The following is a 17,823-nucleotide window of genomic DNA, read 5'->3' as shown; positions in this document are numbered from 1 at the left end:
AAGTTTTAAAATTCGATTCATACGTTTACAACAATAAAGTATTTACCTACAAATAAAGCAAACAAACGCCAATTAAAAAAATCAACTTTTAACTACATTTGTAACATTAGGCTAAGGAAAGCTACTTATAGAAAAAATAAATAACTATGAAATTTTTAGGAAATGTTTTAGCAACAGTTATCGGGATTTTTGTTTTTTTAATGATATCCTTTTTCGGAATCATCTTTATTGCCGCTTTGTTTGGAGGTGATGGCGATAAAGTAACCATCAAAAACGATTCGGTAATTGAGTTAGATTTAAAAAGAATTCAAAATGATTATGCTGGAAAATACGAAGATCCTTGGGTTTCTATCTTTTCGGATCAAAAAAGTATTGGCATCACCGATGTAATTAAAGCCATTAAATCTGCCGAGAAAGACGACAACATCAAAGGAATCTCTATCCTAAACAACCAATCTTCGATTGGAATGGCGCAAACTAAAGAAATCAGAGATGCTTTAGAATCCTTTAAAAAGTCTGGAAAATTCATCATGGCTTATGCTAATTCGTATTCGCAAAAAGAATATTATTTGAATTCGGTTGCCGATAAAATCTACTTAAATCCGGTTGGCGACATGGATTTTAAAGGTTTATCATCGGAAGTAATGTTTTTTAAAGATTTACAAGAAAAAACCGGAATTCATATGGAGGTTATTCGCCACGGTAAATACAAAAGTGCCGTTGAACCTTTTCTTCAAAACGAAATGAGCGAAGCCAATCGCGAGCAATTAACTGCACTTTTACGATCCGTTTGGGATGTTGTGGTGACCGATATTTCTAAAAGCAGAAAAATTCCGGTTGTGCATTTGAATGAAATTGCAAACGGACTTTTGGCAAGAACACCTGAAATGGCTAAAAGCGAAAAATTAGTTGATGTTGTGGCTTATGAAGACGTTTACCATAACGACATTAAAAAAGCGCTAAAAGTAGCTAACGATGAAGACTATAATAAAGTTTCGATTGACGATTACACGCAGAACCATGTTACTACTTCGGAAATAACTGAAAGTGACGACCAAATTGCGGTGATTTATGCCCAAGGCGAAATTGGCAGCGGCGAAGGCGATGTGAATACGATTGGAGAAGGCTCAATGCGTCGTTCACTACAAGAAGCAGCAAAAGACAAAAACATCAAGGCCATTGTTTTGCGAATAGACAGTCCAGGAGGGAGTGCTTTAACTTCTGACTTGATTTGGAGGGAAATTGAATTAACCAAAAAAGTAAAACCCGTAGTGGTTTCTATGGGTAACTATGCCGCTTCGGGCGGATATTATATTGCTTGCAACGCCAATACTATTTTTGCCGAAAAAAACACCATCACGGGTTCTATCGGAGTATTTGGTGTATTGCCTAACTTTTCGCCATTGGCTACCAAAATTGGCATTCATACCGAACAAGTAAAAACCCATGAAAATGCAGCCAATTACAGTCCGTTTGTACCATTAGACGATAAATTTGCTGCCGTAACGCTTGAGGGAGTCGAGCAAATTTACAAAACCTTTGTAACACATGTTGCGGAAGGAAGAAAAATGACTTTTGATCAAGTAGATGCAATTGCCCAAGGAAGAGTTTGGTCAGGCTCTGAAGCTTTAAAAATTGGCTTGGTTGATAAAATTGGTGGTTTAGATGACGCCTTAGCCGAAGCAGCTCGATTAGGAAAAATAAAAGAATACAGCACTCAAAATTTCCCGGTTTACAAAAAAGATTTAAACGAATTATTGAGTGGTTTACCATTTGTTAAATCAAAAGACGCTTTCATTAAAGAAGAAATTGGCGAAGCGAATTTCTTGTTATTGGAACAATTTAAAAAAACCAAAAAAACACAAGGCATTCAAGCATTAATGCCTTTCGAAATTTCTATTCAATAAGGAATATACAACTCTTATTTTACAAAAGCCGGTTCCAGTTTTACTGTTGAATCGGCTTTTTTGATATTCTAAAATTAACATTGCTAACATTAACTTGAAATACAGATAACCAAATAGTAATTTTTCAGTAACATCCTTTTCCTTGCTCCTGTAGTAATTTAGCCAAACCAAAAAACAAAATTTCTGCCTGGCGCTTTCTGCAACGGGAACACTATATCTTCACGTATAAAAAAATAAAAACGTGTTTATTTTTGGATAGCTTGCTTACTTCTGTCAAAAGAAAGTTCGGCGAGCTATCTTTTTTTTTGATTAAAACCTATTAAAAGAAATCGGCACTTTTGTGAAAATATTATAAAGCAGATTACCTCCAAAACCTTATTTTTGTTCAATTGACATTTAAAAGCAACCCCAAATTGATTATTATGTTTAAAAAAATTGCAATTGCTATCGGAATTATTTTGGCCCTTTTTACAGCCACCCTTTTTGGTATTCCCTACTTTTTTAGCGACACCATTAAACTCAAAATTACCGAAACCATTAACAAAAACCTTGATGCAAAGGTTCATTTTGCGGAGGCTGATTTGAGCTTGTTTTCCGATTTTCCAAATGCTACAGTTTCTATCGAAAAATTAGCTATTATCAACAAAGCTCCTTTTGAAGGTGATACGTTGGTGGCTTTAGGCGAATTGAATTTGCAAATGAGCATCAAAGAACTTTTTAAAGGTAAAAACGAACCGATTTCGATTCAAGGAATCGATTCGAAAGACGGTTACATAAACATTTTATTCAACAAAGATGGCATTGGCAATTACGATATTGCTTTAAAAGACCAACCCAAAGAAAACAATGATGCCGATAAAGATCCGATGGCGTTACAAATTCAGCATTATAAAATTGAGAATTTCAAATTCCGTTATTTTGATGAACGTTCAAAAATCAAAATGGTTATCGATAGTTTAAATCACGAAGGAACAGGCGATTTCACCAATTCAAAATTGGATTTAAAAACCAAATCAACGGCCTTGGTTTCTTTAGATTTGGATAAAATGAATTACATGAATAAAGTGGCCTTAACTCTCGATGCTGTTTTAGGAATTGACTTAGAACAAAGCAAATACAGTTTTAAAGAAAACAAAGCCCTTATAAACCAACTCCCTTTAGAGTTCAACGGATTTATCCAACTACTTGAAAAAGGCCAGCAATACGACCTAACCTTTAAAACACCTACCTCTTCGTTTACCAACTTTTTAGGATTAATTCCGTCGGCTTACACTTCTGGACTTAGCGAAATAAAAACAACAGGCGATTTTAGTATTATCGGTTTTGCCAAAGGACTTTATACCGATACCACCGTACCTAAATTTGATGTAGCGATTACGTCTAACAACGCGTCCTTTCAATATCCTAGATTGCCAAAATCGGTTCAAAACATTGTAATTAATACGAAAATAAGTAATGAAACCGGAATTTTAAACGACACCTACCTCAACATAAACCAATTGTCGTTTCGTATAGATCAAGATGTTTTTAATGCGAAAGGTAAAATTGAAAATGTGGTGGAAAATCCGATTGTAGATGCCGCTTTAAAAGGAACAATCAATTTAGCCAATTTGTCGCAAGCTTATCCAATCAAATTAGATAAACCTTTACGTGGGATTTTAAAAGCCGATGTTACCACACATTTTGACATGGCTTCGATAGAAAAAAGTCAGTACCAAAACATCCAAAATGCAGGAACTATGAGTTTATCTGATTTTAAATATACCGATGAAAACAACAAATCGATGGCCATTCAAACGGCAATGGTCGAATTTAATCCACATCGAATTAATTTAAAACAATTTAATGCCACGACCGGTAAAAGTGATTTAGCCATCAACGGGGTTTTAGAGAATTTCTACGGTTTTATGTTTAAAAAACAAGAGTTAAAAGGTAATTTCAACATGACATCGAACCAATTGGCAGTGGATGATTTTTTAACTTCGGGCGAATCAGATTCTGCAACTAAAGAAGCCAAACCAACCGAAGCCATGAAAATTCCGGCCTTTTTAAATTGCACCATTACAGCCAAAGCCAACACGGTTTTGTATGATAACTTGAAATTGAAAGACGTGTCTGGAAAACTAATCGTAAAAGATGAAAAAGCTACTTTAGAAAATTTCAACACGGCTATTTTTGGTGGTAAAATTGCTTTAACCGGCTCGGTTTCGACCAAAGGAAAAGTACCTACTTTTGATATGGATTTAGGCTTTAATCAGGTGGATATTGCACAATCGTTCACGCAATTAGACATGCTTAAAAAAATGGCACCACTTGCCGGAATTGTAAACGGAAAAATCAACTCGAACATCAAAGTAAACGGAAAATTAGATGCAATGGAACTTACTCCAAATTTGCAATCTATTTCGGGCGATTTATTAGGACAATTGCTTTCTACAACCATCAATCAAAAAAATTCAACTTTATTAACCGCACTCGATTCTAAAGTAAATTTTATCGATTTAAGCAAACTTAACTTAAACGATTTAAAAGTGGGACTTACTTTTGATAACGGAAAAGTAAACGTAAAACCATTTGATATAAAATACCAAGATATCAAAGCGACTATTGGCGGCACACACGGTTTTGATCAAACAATGAATTACAACATTACGTTTGATGTTCCGGCTAAATATTTAGGAAAAGAAGCCACTGCTTTTATCTCCAAATTATCGGTTGCCGATCAGGAAAAACTACAAAACATTCCGATAAAAGCCGTGGTTACTGGTAATTTTTCGGATCCTAAAATTGCGTTAGACATGAAAACGGCAATTACCAATTTGACTACGCAATTGTCCAACCAACAAAAAGACAAATTAAAAGAAAAAGGCAATGCTTTAGTAAACAACCTTTTAACTAAAAATTCGATAACAAAAGATTCGACCAAAACAACCGAACAAAAACAAAAAACCGAAGCGGTAAAAGAAAAAGCGAGCCAATTACTCAATGGCTTGTTCGGAAAGAAAAAATAATCCGGTGTAGCCTTCTAAAATAAAAAGCCTGAAATGTATCATTTCAGGCTTTTTATTTCTACTTATAAAGATAACGTTACCACATAACCTTCGTAGGAACGAATATTAAAAACCGTTCCGTCTTCAAAAAGCAGGTATTGCCCTTTAATTCCCATTAATTTTCCACGAAAATGAGGCGTTTTATCCAAATTTAAAGAAGTTACTTTTTTGGGATATTCTAAAACAGGATAATGCAGTTCGTATAAATCTTCTTTTTGAGAGTAAAAATACTCCTGAACTTCTTCAGGAAGCAAGGCAGCGATTTTGTGTTTTTCGGCAATCAAATCGAGCGTTTCCACTTCATTTTGCAACATTTTACGCCAATTGGTTTTATCCGAATAATGGCTTTTTAGAGCTACTTCGGTAATTCCAGCCAAATACCGATTCGGAACTTCAACAACAGCAATTGCTTGAGAGGCGCCTTGATCAATCCAACGAGTAGGCACTTGCGTTTTGCGCGTTACCCCTACTTTTATCTCGCTAGACCCAGCTAAATACACGATATGCGGTTGCAATTGCACCTTTTCCTCATAGGCCAAATCACGATCTTGAATACCCAAATGCGCAGTGCTCAATTCGGGTTTCATAATCCAATCGCCCACTGCTGGGCTACCGTAAAAACAATCGTAACAAAAACCTTGACGGTAAATTTTCTTCTTCTTATGGCAATTTAAACATTGATATCCTTCAAAATTAAGTTCAATATCGTTGTTTAACAATTGGTTCATATTGATAAAACCATCTTCGAAAACCAAATAATATTGAATAGGATTACCCCATTCTGTCTGCATTTTGGTAAGAACTCCTTGGTACTGCATTAAGTGTATTTTTAAATTTGAAATCTAACAAATTTTGTTATTTTTGGTAAAGTTATAATTCGTCACGCATAATTCATAACACTTTCACAAAAATGCCCTTACCAATAATCAACTCCTTTGCTTCGTGGGTTCTTAAACAAAGAATTCATCAAATTGAACTTTTCCTAAAATACCCCAATGAGGTTCAAGAAGAATTATTACTCAATTTGATACGAACTTCGGAACAAACGATTATTGGCAAACAATACGAATTTGCAACAATTAAATCGTACCAAACCTTTACCGAGCGTGTTCCGGTTTCGTCCTACGAAGATTTACAACCGCTTATTGAGCGTACGCGACAAGGCGAACAAAATGTATTTTGGGAAACGCCCATTAAATGGTTTGCAAAATCGAGTGGCACCACCAATGCCAAAAGCAAATTTATCCCTGTAAGCAACGAGGCGCTAGAAGATTGCCATTACAAAGGCAGTAAAGATTTACTTTGTTTGTACTTGAACAACAACGAAGATTCGGAATTATTCATTGGAAAAAGTTTGCGCTTGGGCGGCAGTTCTCAAATTTACGAGGACAACAATTCTTATTTTGGTGATTTATCGGCTATTTTAATTGAAAACATGCCTATGTGGGCCGAATTTAGCAGCACGCCGAGCAACAAAACCTCGTTAATGAGTGAATGGGAATCTAAAATGGCGGCTATTATTAGCGAAACGCGCAATGAAAACGTTACGAGCTTTGCGGGAGTTCCCTCTTGGATGCTGGTTTTACTCAATAAAGTTTTAGAAAGTGCGGGCAAAGAAAACCTACTCGAAATTTGGCCAAATTTAGAAGTGTATTTTCATGGTGGGGTAAGTTTTTCGCCTTATAAAGAACAGTATAAAAAAATCCTGCCTAAAAAAGACTTTCAGTATTACGAAATTTACAACGCTTCGGAAGGTTTTTTTGCCATTCAGGATTTGAATAATTCGTCAGATTTGTTGCTGATGCTGGATTATGGCATTTTTTACGAATTTATTCCGATGAATACTTTTGGAACTTTGGAACAAAAAACCATTCGTTTGGCCGAAGTAGAATTGCATAAAAACTACGCCATTGTCATTACCACCAATTCGGGATTGTGGCGCTATTTAATTGGTGATACTGTTCGATTTACCTCTTTAAATCCATACCGAATTCGAGTAACCGGAAGAACCAAACACCACATTAATGTCTTTGGCGAAGAACTGATGGTGGAAAATACCGATCAGGCTATTGCTAAGGCGTGTGAATTAACCAAAACAGAAGTTATTGATTATACCGTAGCACCGATTTTCATGGACGGCAAAGAAAAAGGCGCACACGAATGGATGATTGAGTTTAAGAAACAACCGCAAGATATTCGACTTTTTCAAAAAACCTTGGATCAAACCTTACAAACCCTTAACTCCGATTACGAAGCCAAACGCTACAACAACATGACGTTAAACCCATTAGTCATCAATATAGCACGAGAAAATTTATTTTACGACTGGCTCAAACAAAGTAACAAACTCGGTGGACAACATAAAATTCCGAGACTTTCTAACCAAAGAGATTATTTGGAGCAGTTGAAGGAGATGTAAGAATAAAAAAGCCCCATTTTTCGAAAAAAATGAGGCTACTATTTTTAAACCCAAAGAATATTATTCCATCATATCGATGTAGCGGTCGTGGTAACCCAAAAGGTACAAAACACCGTCTAATCCTAAACTAGAAATGGAGGTAGAAGCACTTTCTTTTACCGTTGGTTTGGCATGAAAAGCAATTCCTAATCCTGCTAAATTAATCATCGGTAAATCGTTGGCACCATCACCTACAGCAATTGTTTGGTTGATGTGAATGCCTTCTTTTTCGGCAATTGCTTTTAAATATTCGGCTTTCTTTTGTCCATCCACAATTTCTCCTACATAATTTCCGGTCAACTTACCGTCTTTTATCTCCAATTGATTGGCGTAGACATAATCAAAACCCAATTCTTTTTGCAGGTAATCGCCAAAATAGGTAAATCCTCCAGATAAAATAGCGGTTTTATATCCGTAATACTTCAAGGCTTTCATTAACCTGCGCGCTCCTTTGGTTATCGGTAAATTAACCGCAACATTTTGAAGCACATCTTCGCTTAAACCTTCTAACAAGGCCATGCGCTTTTTAAAACTTTCTTTAAAATCAATTTCGCCGTTCATAGCCGATTCGGTTATAGCACGAACTTGATCTCCTACTCCATTTAATTCGGCCAACTCGTCTATTACTTCTGTTTGAATTAAAGTGGAATCCATATCAAAACAAACCAAACGACGGTTGCGGCGGTAAATGGTATCTTCTTGAAACGAAATATCGACATCTAAATTTCGAGAAATGCCCATGAAACTAGCGGTTAAAACCGATTTATCGGTCACTACTCCCGAAACAGACAATTGAATACACGAACGCGGATATTCTTCGGTTTCTACAATAGAGGCGCGTCCGGTTAAACGTTTAATCGAATCAATATTCAAATGCTGATCGGACATGATTTTGGTAACGGCAGCCAATTGCGAAGCTGCTAAATTTTCGCCCAAAATATTTACTATGAAACGTTGTTTGGATTGGGCATTAACCCACTTTTCATAATCTTCGATGGTGATGGGAATAAATTTCACTTTTATTCCTAATTCATATCCTTTAAACAACAAGTCTTTTAAAACTGGAGCCGATGAGGAACCCGCTTCTATTTGGAATAAAATCCCTAATGAAAGGGTATCGTGAATATCGGCTTGTCCAATATCTAAAATAATGGCATTATAATTAGCTAAAACCGAGGTTAACCCAGCGGTAACTCCAGGCTTATCTTGACCCGAAACTTTCAATAAAATAATCTCTTTATCCTCTATTGCCATTTTGTTGTGTATTGATTTTGAAGGCGCAAAATTCGACAATCTATTTTTTATAAAAAAGAATATTTATTGTTTTTTTTGACTTTAAAATGAGGTATGCCGTATTAAAAATGAATAATTTTAACAGTTTTAAAGCATGTTTCTTGGCAAGAATTAAGATTGTGTTTCATCAAAATTCACCATCCAACTTACACCAAACTTATCGCGAAACATTCCAAAATAAGCTCCCCAAAAAGTTTTGCTCATCGGCATATGTACAATTCCTTCTGCGGATAGCCCATTAAAAATGCGATCGGCTTCTTCGGCACTTTCAACATTAATCGATACGGAAAAATTATCACCAAATTTCACCTCGCCAGATTGTGCATTGCTATCACTCCCCATCAACATCGTGTTCCCAATCGGCAAACAAACGTGCATGACTTTGTTAGCATCGGCTTCGGATAATTTGGGACTATTTTCATCAATGGGCATTTCGTTAAATTTTCCCATGTATGGAATTTCACCTCCAAAAACCGATTGGTAAAATAAAAAAGCGGCTTCGCATTCGCCGTTAAAAATCAAATACGGATTGATTGTTGTCATAAACTAATGTTTTTATAGGTTATTATTTTTAACACAAAATCGTGGTTTTTTGATTTAGAATAAAAATTATTTGGCAATTTTATCCAAATCCATATACAACATGTTCCAACGGTGACCATCCAAATCAGCGAAAGCACAACCGTACATCCAACCTTCAATTTCGGCCGGAGGGGCAAAAAGATTGCCTCCTGCTTTTGTAACCAAAAGGGCAAATTCGTCTACTTCTTTCCGACTTGACGCATCAATAGAAATCAACAATTCGGAACTTGATTTCGTATCGGGTAACGGAACTTGAGAAAAAGCAACAAATTGCGGTTCTTCAAAAAGCATAATCACAAATTGTTTTTCTCCTACCAACATACAAGCCGAATTGGGTGTGGTATGTTCTTCGATAAAGGAAAAACCAATCGCTGAAAAAAAGGTTTTAGAATCGTTTGCATTTTTCACGGGTAAATTGAGCCAGATTTGTTTCATCGTATTGGTGTTTTTTAGTTAATTAGATTCGGTATAGCGCTTGAAATTATCCAAAATAGCTTGCCATCCTTGCTGCTGCATACTTTCTGGATTTTGCTTTTCGGGATCAAAATGTTCGGTAATTTCAATACCAAGAGGCGTTTCTTGAAAAAAAACATGTACTTTTCGTCCATCGGACATCACGTACTCGAGTGCCGATTGCCATTCGACTTTAGTATAAACACCTTCAAAATCAAATTGCATGGAACCGTCTTTTGCAGCCATAGTTGATTTGAATTTACCATCGACTTTCAAATCATTGCTGGCAAAAGTAGTGTGCCAATCAGCCGAAGCCGCATTCCATTTTACAATATGTTCTGGTTGGGTCCAAAACTCCCAAACTTTTTCTAGAGTGGAATTAATAATAGTGTGTACGCGTATCATTTGTATGTATTTTATTTTTTATGGCTTATAAATTTACAAAATATTAAAAATGAACCAGTTAAAATTACATAAAAAAAACCTGCCCAAATTTGGAGCAGGTTTTAAATCCTTTCGTTTTTATACTAATTACGATGCGATTTCCATTCGCTTCAATAAGTTTTTGCTTAAAGTATGTTCGGCATATTGCTTATCAATTGTTAAAATTTTATCTTCCGAACTTGGCAATTCGTACATCGCATCGGTTAAAATAGCCTCGCATAACGAACGCAAACCACGAGCTCCTAATTTGTATTCTAATGCTTTATCCACAACAAAATCCAAAGCTTCATCGGTAATTTTAAATTCAACCTCATCCATCAAAAACAATTTTTTATATTGTTTGATTAAGGCATTTTTAGGCTGTGTTAAAATAGCACGTAAGGTTTCGCGATCTAACGGATCCATATGTGTTAACACCGGCAAACGACCGATAATTTCGGGTATCAAACCAAAATCTTTAATATCTTTCGGAATGATGTATTGCAACAAATTATCTTTATCAATATTGTCGGCATTTTTCGATGTTGAATAACCAACTGCTTGACGGTTCAAACGTTTTGAAATTATGCGTTCTACTCCATCAAAAGCTCCTCCGGCAATAAACAATATATTTTGCGTATTTACCTCGACAAACTTTTGGTCGGGGTGTTTACGACCTCCTTTTGGTGGCACATTAACAACGGTTCCTTCTAATAATTTCAATAAAGCTTGTTGTACCCCTTCGCCCGAAACATCTCGGGTAATAGATGGGTTATCGCTTTTACGAGCAATTTTATCAATTTCGTCTATAAATACAATTCCGCGTTCTGCTTTTGCTACATCGTAATCGGCTGCTTGCAACAAACGAGTTAAAATACTTTCCACATCTTCTCCCACATAACCTGCTTCGGTAAGCACGGTTGCATCCACAATGGCCAATGGCACATCTAACATTTTGGCAATGGTTTTGGCTACCAACGTTTTTCCGGTACCCGTTTGCCCTACCATAATGATGTTGCTTTTTTCAATTTCTACCTCGTCGTCTAATTGCTGCTGCATCAAACGTTTGTAGTGATTGTAAACCGCAACCGACATTACTTTTTTGGTTTGTTCTTGACCAATTACATATTGATCTAAAAAGGCTCTAATTTCTTTTGGCTTTTTTAAAACTAAATCACCAACTAAACTAGCATTTCCATTTGCTTTTAATTCTTCTACAACAATTCCGTGGGCTTGTTCAATACACTTATCACAAATGTGCGCATTAATCCCCGCAATTAATAAATTAGTTTCTGGCTTTTTTCTCCCACAAAACGAACATTCTAATACTACTTTTGCCATTCTTTTTAGTCTAAAGTCATAAAGTCAAAAGTCATAAAGCCTGCAAACTTGCATCTTTAAGACTTTTGACTTTACACTATTTTTTATCCTCTTCTCAATACTTCATCAATCATCCCGTATTCTTTAGCTTCATCAGCTTTCATCCAATAATCGCGCTCGCTGTCTGCGTGCACTTTATCGAAAGTTTGACCAGAATGATGTGAAATAATTTTATATAATTCATCTTTTAATTTCAACATTTCGCGCAAATTGATTTCCATATCAGTTGCTACTCCTTGCGCACCTCCTGATGGTTGGTGAATCATTACGCGTGAATGTGGTAATGCCGAACGTTTTCCTTCAGCACCTGCACACAATAAAACAGCTCCCATAGAAGCAGCCATTCCGGTACAGATAGTAGCCACATCCGGTTTAATATATTGCATGGTATCGTAAATTCCCAATCCAGCGTATACGCTACCTCCTGGTGAATTCAAATAAATTTGAATATCTTTTGAAGCATCAGCACTTTCTAAAAACAACAATTGCGCCTGAACAATATTCGCAATTTGATCGTCTATTCCGGTTCCTAAAAAAATGATTCTATCCATCATCAATCTAGAAAAAACGTCTAATTGCGAAACATTTAACTGACGTTCCTCAATAATATAAGGTGTCATGTTAGTCGGTGTCATTGCACCCACAATTTTATCGTAATACATTGCATTTACACCTTGGTGTTTTGTAGCAAATTTTTTAAATTCTTTACCGTAATTCATTTTTATAAGTTTGAAAGTGTTGAAAGTCTAAAGTTTTAAAATCATTTAAGCACAAGGCAAAGTTCATACCTTTTTGTACTAGATGCCAATTTGTCTTGTAAATTTAAAATTATCTGAATTAAAACCTAATTTTATTAAACAAAAGAGCGTCAAAAAAAATTTTCTGACGCTCAAATATAACTATTTTTAATTACTCTGTATTTGTAATAAAATCATAAAGTTCAAAAAACTACTTATCCTTTTGAACGTTCAACTTTACTACTTTTTACTTTATACTTAAAATTTATTCTCCGTAAGAAGCCGCTACAAACTCTTCGTAAGTAACTTCTTTAACCGTTGGATTTGCTTTTTCTTTAAACAATTCTAACATTTTAGATGCTACAACTTGTTCCGACAATCTCTTCACTTCGTCTTGGTTTGATAAAACTCTAGCAACAATTCCTTGTACTTCTTCATCGGTTGGATTGGTTTGTCCAAATTGAGCCATTTGTTGTTTGATAGCTCCCGTTGTAAATTCTTTCAAATCTTCAAAGGTAATTTGGATGTTGCTTTGCGCCATTGCTTTTCCTTCGATTAATTGAAAACGCAAACCTTTTTCCGATCTTGCATATTCAACTTCAGCTTCTTCGGCAGTCATTTTTTTCTCTCCAACTGTTTGCAACCATTTTTTCAAGAACGATTCAGGAAGATCAAATTTGGTGTTTTCGATTAAGAAATCTTGTACATCCATTAGTAATTTTTGATCCGCTTGTTGCGCAAATTGAGCCTCAGCATCTTCTTTAATTTTCGCTTTCAAATCTTCTAAAGTAGCAACTTTACCTTCTCCGAATAATTTATCAAATAATTCTTGATTCAATTCAGCAGGTTCTGAAACATTGATTGCCTCGATAGTAAAAGTAACATCAATTGCTAAATCGTGTACATTATCATGCCCCACTTTTAAATAATCCATCAATTGGTGATCGTCTTGAAACAATCCTTTTGTATTAACAGTTACCACATCACCAACTTCTTTTCCGATAAACAAATCGGCAGTGGCTTTATCTTTGAAAACCGACAAAGCAAAAGTAGTTTTGTTTTCGATTTCGTTAGCTTCGTTTACAAAAGTCCCAGTAATATCAGCATCAGCCTTTACTTTTTCAACTGGATTTGCTTTTCCGAATTGTTTTTGAATACGCTCTACTTGACCATCAATTAATTTATCATCAGCCGAAACTACATATTTTACAATATCATTTTTAGCTTCTAGATTAATATCAAAATTAGGCACTAAACCGATTTCATATTCAAAAGTCAATTCTTCTGCATCCCAATCAAAGTTTTCGTTTACTTTAGGTAGTGGAGTTCCTAAAAGGTTTAATCTTTCTGATTGAATATAGCGCTCTAAAGCCAAATCAACCACTTTTTTAACTTCCTCTATTTTAATGCTTTTCCCGTATTGTTTCGCTACAAGATCTTTAGGCACTTGTCCTTTACGAAAACCTTTTACTTGTGCTAAAGGCATTTTTTCGTTGATTCTTTTGGCTACCTGACCTTTGTAATCCATATGAACTACGTTCATCACAATTACCTCATTTACTGCGTCTATTGCTACTCTCTTAATATCCATCTGATTCTTTAATTTACATAATAAAATTGGGTCGCAAAATTATAAATTTTTTGCAACCCAACCAAGCTTTTTAATATATTGATAAGAAGGCGCTTTTGTAACGCTTCAGTTTGTCCTTTCCTTTGCCTATTCACCTACAATGCGGAAGAAAATTGACTGTAAAACAGACAAACAAACACTAAACAACATAGCAATCCAAAAGGAATCCACTGTAAAACCGCCTACAATTTTGGTACACACCAAAATAATAATAGCATTAATCACCAACAAAAACAACCCCAACGTTATGATAGTAACTGGTAACGTGAGTAACACCATAATGGGTTTAAAAAAAATGTTTAACAAACCTAACACAACTGCAACAATTAAAGCAATTGTAAAACTGGCAACATGCACTCCAGGTAAAAAATTAGCCAAAATAACTACTAAAATGGCGGTAATAAGTATTCTTAAAATTAATTTCATACGATTATTTTTTATACAATAAAAATACTACAATTTTAGATTAAACCTAACAAATGGAATTAAAATAAAGTCCCTACTCAGTAAAAAACATTTTGTGTAAGCACCTTATTTTACTCAAATGCAATTACAAACTATTTTTTTATGCATTCAAAAACGAAATAACCATTTCATAAAAAAGCTTTGGGTTTTCGGCATGAAGCCAATGCCCAGCGTTAGGAATGGTTTCTAATTTCAAATCAGGAAAATGTATTTTAATCGATTCGATATCGGCATCTAAAACATAATTGGAAGCTCCTCCACGAATAAACAAAGTTGGTTTTTCAAAAATTTTATCAGCTGCTAAGGGTTTTCCGATGGCATCCAAATTACCATTAAACACTTTCAAATTAAATCGAAAGCCTAATTGCCCCGGACTAACCCAATACAAACTTTTCATTAAAAACTGTCGCGTACCAAAATCCGGAATATAGGGTTTCAAAATTTCTTCCACTTCATTACGACTGGGTTGCACCGAAAAATCAACCGCATTTAAACCGCCCAAAATATCTTGATGGTGTTGCGGATAAAACTTAGGTCCAATATCGGCAACAATTAATTTTTCAACCAAATCAGGATAAGTGGTAGCCAAAAGCATAGCCACTTTCCCTCCCATAGAATGCCCTAAAACGGTAATAGCGCTCAATTGTTTGGCCTGACAATATTCGTAGACATCTTGCACCATGGCTTCATAACTCCATTCGTCTGAATGAAAACTACGGCCATGATTTCGTAAATCCAGCATATGGACTTCAAAACCATTTTCTGCAAATTGCAATCCTAAGGTTTTCCAATTGTCAGACATTCCTAAAAAACCGTGTAATACCAACAAAGGTTTCCCCTCTCCTTCAATTTTTGAATATACCATTTCTTCTTATTGTAATTTACGTTTGTACATATTCACTACATTCTCCAATCCTAAATACAACGATTCAGCAATTAAGGCGTGACCAATAGAAACTTCTAACAAACCGTGTATATTTTGTTTAAAAAACTGAATATTATCCAAACTCAAATCGTGGCCAGCATTAATTCCTAATCCTAATTCGTTGGCACGAACAGACGCTGCAATGTAGGGATCAATTCCTTTTAAATTTCCCAAACTATATTGATGGGCAAAACTTTCGGTATACAACTCAATTCGGTCGGTGCCCGTTTTTTTCGCACCTTCAATCATATTGAGCTCGGGGTCGACAAATATTGATGTACGGATGTTATTTCGTTGAAACTCCTGAATCATTTCGGTTAAATAATCCTGATGCTTAATGGTGTCCCAACCCGCATTGGAAGTCAACGCACCAATAGCATCGGGCACTAAAGTAACCTGATCGGGTTGGCATTCGAGTACCAAATCGATAAAATTGTGCTGCGGATTTCCTTCAATATTATATTCGGTATACACTATTGCCTTTAAATCTCTCGCATCTTGATAACGAATATGGCGTTCGTCTGGACGGGGATGAACGGTGATTCCCTCTCCCCCAAATTTCTGAATATCGGTAGCTACTTTTAGTAAATCGGGCACATTGCCACCACGCGCATTTCTTAAAGTGGCTATTTTGTTAATATTTACACTTAACTTTGTCATAATTTAAAATAATTACTGTAAAATAATACTTCTTAGCACAAAAATACAAAGTAAAACTTAGGAGAATTTGCTATTTTTTGATTATTTTGCAATAAATATAGCCGCTTGATTTATGACAGACCTTCACGACTACATCAGCAACGACTTTAAAGCTTTTAACAGCCAAGAAACCATTGCTTCGGTTCAAGACTTTTTGGCCGACTTGCATTTTTCGCATTTCCCTGTTATGGAAGAAGGCGTTTTCATAGGTAGCATTTCAGCAGATGACATTGAAACTTTTGACTCAGACAAAAAAATCATTGATTACAAATACACTTTGGATCATTTTTTTGCTCGTAAAAACATGATCTGGTTAGATGTGCTTGAAGTTTTTGCTAAAAACCACACCAATTTAATTCCGATTTTAGACGAAAAAAACACCTACATCGGTTATTATGAAATTGAAGACATCATGAAGTTTTTTCATGAAACACCCTTTTTAAAAGAACAAGGCGGTATTATAATCGTAAAAAAAGGATTGCTGGATTATACAATGAGCGAAATTACTCAAATTGTAGAAAGTAATAACGCCCGCATTTTAGGTCTTTTTATTTCGGAAGCCGATGCTGTTACCGTCGAAATTACAATTAAAATCAGCATGGGTTCTATCAATGAAATCATTCAAACTTTCAGACGCTACGATTACGAAATAATCTCAGAACATCAGGAAGACAATTACTTAAAAAACCTTCAGGAACGATCGGATTATTTAGACAAATATTTAAACATTTAAACCAAAAAAACAATCGATTTGGGTTAACTCAAGTCAACATCGCTTTTACACTACCTAACACAACCCAATGAAAGTAGCTATTTACGGACAATATTACCAAAACAGCACCGAACCTATCATAAAAGATATTTTTGTATTTTTTAACACCAACAACATCGAAATGGTGATTGAAGCCAACTTTCTGGACATGTTGTATGAAAAAGAACTCATCAAAAAACAATACCAAACCTTTACTGCCGAAGCCGGACTAGACGAATCCTACGAAATGTTAATTAGCATTGGTGGAGATGGTACTATTTTAAGAGCAGCTACTTTGGTTCGTAATTCGGGAGTACCTATTTTAGGAATCAACGCCGGTAGATTGGGTTTTTTAGCTAGCGTTTCTAAAGAAGATATTGCGTCATTTTTACAATTTGTAATCGATAAAAACTACAGCATCTCGCAAAGAACACTACTGAGTTTGCATTGCGAGCCAAAAAACGAAGCTATCGAAGCCATGAATTTTGCCATGAACGAAGTAACCGTTAGCCGAAAAGATTCCACTTCCATGATTACGGTTGACACCTATTTAAATAACGAATTTTTAAACTCATATTGGGCTGATGGTTTGATTATCGCCACACCCACCGGATCAACCGGATATTCATTAAGTTGTGGCGGTCCTATACTCACTCCAACAGTAGAAAGTTTAGTAGTAACTCCCATCGCACCACATAATCTCAATGCCAGACCTTTGGTTATTGCTGATAATACCGAAGTTAAATTAAGAGTCAGCGGCCGAGAAGACCAATATTTAGTTTCCTTAGATTCGAGAATTACTTCCGTACGAAACGAATCTATTTTAACCATCAAAAAAACCGATTTCAAAATCAACATGGTCGAAATTCCTGGAGAAACTTTCTTAAAAACCCTTCGAAAAAAATTACTTTGGGGAGAAGACAAAAGAAATTAATTCTGAATACTATTTCTGGTTTATACTATTCAACCTCATTTTTTCGTTTCGTAGATGTAAAACCTTTATTAATAGTGACAATATAAGGCATTCATCCATAAAATTTCCACATTTAGTGGAATTGGTATTGATTCGA

At 35.4% G+C, this 17,823-nt stretch carries 16 protein-coding genes; 5 read left to right on the top strand and 11 right to left on the bottom strand.

The window, feature by feature from the left end:
- Positions 1–146: 146 nt before the first annotated feature.
- Both sppA and I5M07_RS10675 read left to right on the top strand, forming a co-directional pair.
- Positions 147–1,907, top strand: a complete 1,761-nt coding sequence (sppA, locus tag I5M07_RS10680) for a signal peptide peptidase SppA (protein WP_200106438.1) — start codon at positions 147–149, stop codon at positions 1,905–1,907.
- 422 nt (positions 1,908–2,329) lie between these two features.
- On the top strand, positions 2,330–4,918 hold the full coding sequence (locus tag I5M07_RS10675; RefSeq protein WP_200106437.1) for an AsmA family protein: 2,589 nt from the start codon (positions 2,330–2,332) through the stop codon (positions 4,916–4,918).
- A 62-nt stretch (positions 4,919–4,980) separates the two neighbouring features.
- Here the strand turns inward: I5M07_RS10675 and I5M07_RS10670 are convergent, their stop codons facing one another.
- The gene (locus I5M07_RS10670; protein ID WP_200106436.1) at positions 4,981–5,775 is read right to left on the bottom strand and encodes a DUF2797 domain-containing protein; all 795 of its coding nucleotides are present in this window, start codon (positions 5,773–5,775) and stop codon (positions 4,981–4,983) included.
- A gap of 92 nt (positions 5,776–5,867) precedes the next feature.
- Between I5M07_RS10670 and I5M07_RS10665 the strand changes: the two genes are divergently transcribed.
- Positions 5,868–7,376 (top strand): GH3 auxin-responsive promoter family protein, encoded by a 1,509-nt coding sequence (locus I5M07_RS10665; RefSeq protein ID WP_200106435.1) that lies wholly within the window; start codon positions 5,868–5,870, stop codon positions 7,374–7,376.
- A gap of 60 nt (positions 7,377–7,436) precedes the next feature.
- Here I5M07_RS10665 and serB read toward each other — a convergent pair whose 3' ends face one another.
- From serB to I5M07_RS10615, 10 genes are all read right to left on the bottom strand, one after another.
- Entirely contained in the window at positions 7,437–8,669 is a 1,233-nt protein-coding gene (serB, locus tag I5M07_RS10660) for a phosphoserine phosphatase SerB (protein ID WP_200106434.1), read from the bottom strand.
- 150 nt (positions 8,670–8,819) lie between these two features.
- Positions 8,820–9,251, bottom strand: a complete 432-nt coding sequence (locus I5M07_RS10655; protein ID WP_200106433.1) for a VOC family protein — start codon at positions 9,249–9,251, stop codon at positions 8,820–8,822.
- Positions 9,252–9,317: 66 nt separating this feature from the next.
- Positions 9,318–9,725, bottom strand: a complete 408-nt coding sequence (locus I5M07_RS10650; protein ID WP_200106432.1) for a VOC family protein — start codon at positions 9,723–9,725, stop codon at positions 9,318–9,320.
- Between the two features lie 18 nt (positions 9,726–9,743).
- On the bottom strand, positions 9,744–10,148 hold the full coding sequence (locus I5M07_RS10645) for an SRPBCC family protein (RefSeq protein WP_200106431.1): 405 nt from the start codon (positions 10,146–10,148) through the stop codon (positions 9,744–9,746).
- Positions 10,149–10,274: 126 nt separating this feature from the next.
- Entirely contained in the window at positions 10,275–11,507 is a 1,233-nt protein-coding gene (gene clpX / locus I5M07_RS10640) for an ATP-dependent Clp protease ATP-binding subunit ClpX (RefSeq protein ID WP_200106430.1), read from the bottom strand.
- Positions 11,508–11,590: 83 nt separating this feature from the next.
- Positions 11,591–12,265: an ATP-dependent Clp endopeptidase proteolytic subunit ClpP gene (gene clpP / locus I5M07_RS10635; RefSeq protein WP_200106429.1), complete on the bottom strand. Its 675-nt coding sequence runs from the start codon at positions 12,263–12,265 to the stop codon at positions 11,591–11,593.
- A 283-nt stretch (positions 12,266–12,548) separates the two neighbouring features.
- Complete coding sequence (locus tag I5M07_RS10630; protein ID WP_200106428.1) at positions 12,549–13,874, bottom strand: trigger factor; 1,326 nt, start codon at positions 13,872–13,874, stop codon at positions 12,549–12,551.
- Positions 13,875–14,000: 126 nt separating this feature from the next.
- Positions 14,001–14,339: a phage holin family protein gene (locus I5M07_RS10625; RefSeq protein WP_200106427.1), complete on the bottom strand. Its 339-nt coding sequence runs from the start codon at positions 14,337–14,339 to the stop codon at positions 14,001–14,003.
- Positions 14,340–14,478: 139 nt separating this feature from the next.
- Positions 14,479–15,243 carry an alpha/beta fold hydrolase gene (locus I5M07_RS10620; protein ID WP_200106426.1) on the bottom strand — a complete coding sequence of 255 codons (765 nt, stop codon included), beginning with the start codon at positions 15,241–15,243 and terminating at the stop codon, positions 14,479–14,481.
- A 6-nt stretch (positions 15,244–15,249) separates the two neighbouring features.
- Positions 15,250–15,963, bottom strand: a complete 714-nt coding sequence (locus tag I5M07_RS10615) for a pyridoxine 5'-phosphate synthase (protein WP_200106425.1) — start codon at positions 15,961–15,963, stop codon at positions 15,250–15,252.
- A gap of 112 nt (positions 15,964–16,075) precedes the next feature.
- On the opposite strand from I5M07_RS10615, the gene I5M07_RS10610 reads away from it, so the two are divergent.
- Positions 16,076–16,735 (top strand): CBS domain-containing protein, encoded by a 660-nt coding sequence (locus I5M07_RS10610; RefSeq protein ID WP_200106424.1) that lies wholly within the window; start codon positions 16,076–16,078, stop codon positions 16,733–16,735.
- 67 nt (positions 16,736–16,802) lie between these two features.
- Positions 16,803–17,687: an NAD kinase gene (locus I5M07_RS10605; RefSeq protein WP_200106423.1), complete on the top strand. Its 885-nt coding sequence runs from the start codon at positions 16,803–16,805 to the stop codon at positions 17,685–17,687.
- Positions 17,688–17,823: the final 136 nt, after the last annotated feature.

The organism is Flavobacterium agrisoli (assembly GCF_016522065.1).
Classification (GTDB): Bacteria; Bacteroidota; Bacteroidia; order Flavobacteriales; family Flavobacteriaceae; genus Flavobacterium; species Flavobacterium agrisoli.
This window is presented reverse-complemented; position numbering and strand designations above follow the sequence as displayed.

What these genes read in the sequence shown, in the direction of transcription:
- I5M07_RS10630 (WP_200106428.1), bottom strand. Translation starts at nt 13,874, where the DNA reads ATGGATATTAAGAGAGTAGCAATAGACGCAGTAAATGAGGTAATTGTG.
- I5M07_RS10645 (WP_200106431.1), bottom strand. Translation starts at nt 10,148, where the DNA reads ATGATACGCGTACACACTATTATTAATTCCACTCTAGAAAAAGTTTGG.
- I5M07_RS10620 (WP_200106426.1), bottom strand. Translation starts at nt 15,243, where the DNA reads ATGGTATATTCAAAAATTGAAGGAGAGGGGAAACCTTTGTTGGTATTA.
- I5M07_RS10665 (WP_200106435.1), top strand. Translation starts at nt 5,868, where the DNA reads ATGCCCTTACCAATAATCAACTCCTTTGCTTCGTGGGTTCTTAAACAA.
- serB (WP_200106434.1), bottom strand. Translation starts at nt 8,669, where the DNA reads ATGGCAATAGAGGATAAAGAGATTATTTTATTGAAAGTTTCGGGTCAA.
- I5M07_RS10670 (WP_200106436.1), bottom strand. Translation starts at nt 5,775, where the DNA reads ATGCAGTACCAAGGAGTTCTTACCAAAATGCAGACAGAATGGGGTAAT.
- I5M07_RS10610 (WP_200106424.1), top strand. Translation starts at nt 16,076, where the DNA reads ATGACAGACCTTCACGACTACATCAGCAACGACTTTAAAGCTTTTAAC.
- I5M07_RS10650 (WP_200106432.1), bottom strand. Translation starts at nt 9,725, where the DNA reads ATGAAACAAATCTGGCTCAATTTACCCGTGAAAAATGCAAACGATTCT.
- I5M07_RS10605 (WP_200106423.1), top strand. Translation starts at nt 16,803, where the DNA reads ATGAAAGTAGCTATTTACGGACAATATTACCAAAACAGCACCGAACCT.
- I5M07_RS10675 (WP_200106437.1), top strand. Translation starts at nt 2,330, where the DNA reads ATGTTTAAAAAAATTGCAATTGCTATCGGAATTATTTTGGCCCTTTTT.
- sppA (WP_200106438.1), top strand. Translation starts at nt 147, where the DNA reads ATGAAATTTTTAGGAAATGTTTTAGCAACAGTTATCGGGATTTTTGTT.
- clpX (WP_200106430.1), bottom strand. Translation starts at nt 11,507, where the DNA reads ATGGCAAAAGTAGTATTAGAATGTTCGTTTTGTGGGAGAAAAAAGCCA.
- clpP (WP_200106429.1), bottom strand. Translation starts at nt 12,265, where the DNA reads ATGAATTACGGTAAAGAATTTAAAAAATTTGCTACAAAACACCAAGGT.
- I5M07_RS10615 (WP_200106425.1), bottom strand. Translation starts at nt 15,963, where the DNA reads ATGACAAAGTTAAGTGTAAATATTAACAAAATAGCCACTTTAAGAAAT.
- I5M07_RS10655 (WP_200106433.1), bottom strand. Translation starts at nt 9,251, where the DNA reads ATGACAACAATCAATCCGTATTTGATTTTTAACGGCGAATGCGAAGCC.
- I5M07_RS10625 (WP_200106427.1), bottom strand. Translation starts at nt 14,339, where the DNA reads ATGAAATTAATTTTAAGAATACTTATTACCGCCATTTTAGTAGTTATT.